The organism is Psychrobacter sp., from assembly GCF_036731945.1.
Lineage (GTDB): Bacteria > Pseudomonadota > Gammaproteobacteria > Pseudomonadales > Moraxellaceae > Psychrobacter.
In genome coordinates this window covers 3,449-8,113 of the sequence record NZ_DAINDI010000061.1, presented here as the reverse complement: position 1 = coordinate 8,113, position 4,665 = coordinate 3,449, and the positions used below count along the sequence as shown (strand labels likewise).

Here is a 4,665-nt window from a genome sequence, read left to right as displayed (position 1 = left end):
CGATTCCAGAGTTGTCGATTTTAGATAAGCCAGACCCTGACCGTAAGCCAAGCTATACATTGGCTGAGCTCGAGCAATTGTCAGAGTTGTTAGAGATTAAGCTGCAAGAATTTAACGTCAAAGCAAACGTGGTCAATGCCATTCCAGGCCCTGTGGTGACGCGCTTTGAAGTAGAGCTTGCGCCTGGTGTTAAAGCTAGCAAGGTGACGGGTATTTCACGCGATTTGGCACGTTCGCTATCGATGGCGTCGTTGCGTGTGGTCGAGGTCATTCCGGGTAAGCCGTATATCGGTATCGAGGTGCCCAATAAAAAGCGCGAAATGGTGCGGTTGATTGAACTGTTAAATACGGAAAAGTTTAAAGACCCCAAGGCGCAAATTAGCATGGCGATGGGTAAAGATATCGGCGGTAATCCGATTATCACCGACCTTGCGCGCGCGCCACATATGCTCGTTGCGGGTACCACAGGCTCTGGTAAATCGGTCTTGGTCAACTCGATGCTATTGTCGATGCTGCTCAAATATACGCCAAATGAGCTGCGTATGATTTTGATTGATCCAAAGCAGCTCGAGCTTGCCAACTATAATGATATTCCGCATCTTCTCACACCTGTCGTCACTGATATGACCGAAGCGGCCAGCGCCTTGTCATGGTGCGTGGCAGAGATGGAGCGCCGTTATCAACTGATGAGTTTATTAAAAGTGCGTAAACTTAACGAGTTTAATAAAAAAGTCATCGCCGCCGAAAAAGCAGGTAATCCGATGCTCGATCCCTTATGGCGACCGAACGATAGCGTCAGTATCAGCCAAGCACCAAAGCTTAAAACCTTACCGATGATTGTAATTGTCGCCGATGAGTTTGCTGATATGATTATGCAAGTCGGTAAGCAAGCCGAAGAGCTTATCACGCGATTAGCGCAAAAATCACGGGCTGCGGGTATCCACTTGATGCTTGCGACCCAGCGGCCGTCAGTTGACGTTATCACGGGTTTGATTAAAGCCAATATCCCAGTGCGTGCCGCGCTACGGGTCAACTCGAAAGTAGATTCGCGGACGATTTTGGACAGCGGCGGCGCAGAAGACATGCTTGGTAACGGCGATATGCTGTTCTTAGGCCCTGGGCAAATTGAGCCTGACCGTGTACATGGTGCTTATGTCAGCGACGAAGAAGTCAACCGTGTCTGTGATGCGTGGCGTGAACGCGGCGCGCCCGATTATATTGATAATATGGCCGGTAACTTTGAGCTATCGAGCCCCAGTGGCAGCGGTAGTACCGCCAATGCTTCTGGCGAAGATGACGATTTATATAATGACGCTGTGGCCTTTATTATGGAAACGCGTAAAGTATCAGCGTCTAGTATCCAGCGTAAATTTAGCATCGGCTATAATCGCGCGGCCCGTATCGTTGATTCGATGGAAGAGGCTGGCTTGGTCAGCTCGATGGGCAAAAGTGGTAAGCGTGAGCTGTTGATGTAAAGATTAATAGATTTGCCATAAAAAAAGACGAGTAACGAACGTGGCTCGTCTTTTTTTATGGGAAAAGAATACTGTCATCGTCTGAATGACCAATGAGTTTGTTTATCGATTATAAATCGTCATTTTTTATACTAAACTGGTGAGTGTTTATAAAAAATAAGCATCAATTTAAAAAAGTATAAATCTATCACTCTCCAAGGACGGTCAGTTATGTTTAAAGAATATACCCAATATGATGCATTGGCGTTGGCAGCGCTGGTGAACGCAGGGGAAGTCAGCGCCAAAGAATTGTTAGATGCTGCCGTGAATCAAGCCAATGCGCTCAATCCTAAATTAAACGCCATTATCCATCGCTTTGATGAGCGTGCTTATGCTGCTGCAGAAAAAGGCTTGCCAACAGGCGTCTTTAACGGCGTTCCTTATTTGCTCAAAGACCTATCGTTTCATTTTGCCGATGAGCCAATTACCATGGGCAGTCGCAGCGTCAATATCGTATCAGAAAGCGACAGCGAAATCGTTAAGCGTATGAGAGCCACTGGCGTCAATACCTTTGGCAAAACCAATACGCCAGAATTTGGTTTGATTATCACTACTGAGCCCAAGGCTCATGGTGTCACACACAATCCCTTTAAAAAAGGCTATAGCTCAGGTGGTTCATCGGGCGGTAGTGCCGCAGCGGTATCAAGTGGTATCGTGCCAATGGCAGGCGCAGGTGACGGCGGTGGTTCGATACGCTTTCCAGCGGCGTGGAGCGGCGCGTTTGGATTTAAACCTAGCCGAGGCCGTAACCCTATGGGCCCAAAAATTGGCGAGGGCTGGGAAGGCGCGGTTGCTGACCATGTAATTACGCGTAGTGTGCGCGATAGTGCGGCGATGCTTGATGCGACCAGCGGCGCAGAAATCGGTGCGCCTTACGTCATTGCACCGCCTGATGGGACTTTTTTGCAAGCAGCCATGCGCGCGCCAAGGCAATTAACCATCGCCCTGCATCAACAGCCATTGGTTGCCAATACCGAGGTCGATAAAGAAGTACTTGCCGTATTAGAAAAAACCGCGAAGCAACTAGAAGCCATGGGTCATCGGGTGGTGCCCGCTGAGCCGAATATTAATATTGAGCAGTTTTGGCATGATTTTTTAGTGGTGGTCTGTGCTCATACCGCCTTTACCATTGATAATATCGAGCGCTGTTACGGCGCGCAGCATATCCAAAACCTTGAGCCGCAGACTTATAATATGGCGATGCTTGGGCGCTCATTATCCGCCGTTGATTTAGCCCACGCTAAGCATGGCTGGCACGATAGCCAATATCAAACGGGCTTGCTGCTTGAGACCTATGATATGATTTTATGCCCAACCGTGCCAACGCCTGCGGTCAAGCATGGTGTGCTGCCGCCAAGCCGTATGGATGAAACACTGATGCGGAGCGCAGGCTTGCTCAATAAAGGCATTAACATGGGCAGATTTGCCTTTAGCTCAGGTATGATTGAAAAGCTCAGCGCCCCAGTACTTGGAAAAATGGGCTTTACCATTTTAGGTAATGTCACTGGCTTACCAGCGATGTCATTGCCTGCTGGTATGAGTAAAAAAGGTCTGCCGATTGGGATGCAGCTGATCGGGCGCATGAATGATGAAACGACGTTATTTAGTATCGCAGGCGAGATGGAGCGCGCTGGCATGTTTACCAAACCAGCTTTTGAAAAGTAGATTCACACTATTTGAGTAGCTTTGATAAATATTGCATCATTGAAAAGCAGAGAATAGCAAAAGCGCTTTGATTAAAAGTTTAATGCAAACGAAGCACTAATCAAAGCGATAAATATCCATACCCAAGCTGTGGTGCGCCATGCTTTGATGCACCACAGAGACGCGTTGACCGGCACCTAAAGCAAAGAATAACGGCAATAGGTGCTCATCACTTGGATGTACATTTTGATAATTAGGATATTGCTGCCAATCTAAAGCGCTTGGAATATCCGTTTTTAGTTGTTGCAGCAGCCAAACTTTAAAGTCTTTGGCGGTCTCATCGATACTCTCTGCTTGCCAACGTAATGCCTGTAAATTGTGGGTGATATTGCCCGAGCCAATCAAAAGGATTTGCTCGGCGCGCAATTGCGCCAGTTGCGCGCCCAACTGATAGCAAGCGATGCTGTCATAATGGCGTGGCAAGGATATTTGCACGATGGGTATATCAGCCTCAGGATACAGGTGTAAAAGCGGCGCCCAAACCCCGTGGTCACTGACGCGTAAAGGGTTTACACGGCAGGTAATACCGCGCGCCGTTAGCTGCTGCGCCAATGTCTCCGCAAGCGCTGGCTGGCCGGCTGCTGGATACTGTAACTCATAAAGCTCGGGCGCAAAGCCAGAAAAATCATGCCACGTCTTTGGTCGCGGATTACTGCTGATTTCAAGCTTAGCCGACTGCCAATGCGCCGACATAATGATGATGGCACGCGGTTTGGGCAAGTTTTGACCGATACGTGCCAGTGCACTGGTGGTTGCCGATTGTTCGATGGCGAGCGTCGGAGCGCCATGCGAGATAAATAATGCAGGCAGTTTGGCCTGTTTTGATGGCGTTATAGCACTTGCTAGCGCAGGCGTGTCTGTCCAAGCAGCCGCTGAGGTAATGGGTGCTGGCTTGGATATGGGCGTATTTTGACGTTCGCTCTCAGGTTGCAAAGCAGCGGTCATGGCTTTAGGTGGCGCAGGTTTAGGATGTTTCATGGTGCATTTATTAGGGCGCGCGCCTATATTTCAATCCGTTTTGCGATGATGCTTCGCCATTATTTTTGATAGGGCATGGTTGATTTTTATAGTAAATGACTGTTTTTACAAAGGTTTTAATTACCGCGATGATAAGGATGGTTGTGATTGATACTCATGGCGCGATACAGCTGTTCCATTAATACCACGCGCACTAAAGGATGCGGCAGCGTCAACGCCGATAACGACCATTTCACATCTGCTTTTGCCAATACCTCTGGCGATACGCCGTCAGCGCCGCCAATGACCAACGCAATATCATCGCCTTGCTGCATGCCATCAGCCAATTTTTCAGCCAGCTGTTCGGTTGAGAGCATTTTACCTTTTACGTCGAGCACCCATAATTGCTCGCGTCCAGCCGCAGCATGAGCGGCTAATATCGCTTGGCCTTCTTGCTCACGGTACTGCGCCAAATTGGCGTCTGAGGGGT

At 48.7% G+C, this 4,665-nt stretch carries 4 protein-coding genes; 2 read left to right on the top strand and 2 right to left on the bottom strand.

The window, feature by feature from the left end; genetic code table 11:
- Together V7D75_RS11590 and V7D75_RS11585 are read left to right on the top strand one after the other, a co-directional pair.
- Window positions 1-1,475, top strand: a 1,475-nt coding sequence (locus V7D75_RS11590; RefSeq protein ID WP_333614679.1) for a DNA translocase FtsK, incomplete at its 5' end; no start/stop codon positions are given.
- Window positions 1,476-1,685: 210 nt separating this feature from the next.
- Window positions 1,686-3,179, top strand: coding sequence for an amidase (locus tag V7D75_RS11585; RefSeq protein WP_333614678.1), 1,494 nt, complete (start codon window positions 1,686-1,688; stop codon window positions 3,177-3,179).
- A 96-nt stretch (window positions 3,180-3,275) separates the two neighbouring features.
- Here V7D75_RS11585 and V7D75_RS11580 read toward each other — a convergent pair whose 3' ends face one another.
- The gene (locus tag V7D75_RS11580) at window positions 3,276-4,196 is read right to left on the bottom strand and encodes a DODA-type extradiol aromatic ring-opening family dioxygenase (RefSeq protein WP_333614677.1); all 921 of its coding nucleotides are present in this window, start codon (window positions 4,194-4,196) and stop codon (window positions 3,276-3,278) included.
- A 116-nt stretch (window positions 4,197-4,312) separates the two neighbouring features.
- Window positions 4,313-4,665 (bottom strand): 23S rRNA (pseudouridine(1915)-N(3))-methyltransferase RlmH (gene rlmH / locus V7D75_RS11575; protein ID WP_333614676.1); only part of this gene is annotated, 353 nt, incomplete at its 5' end.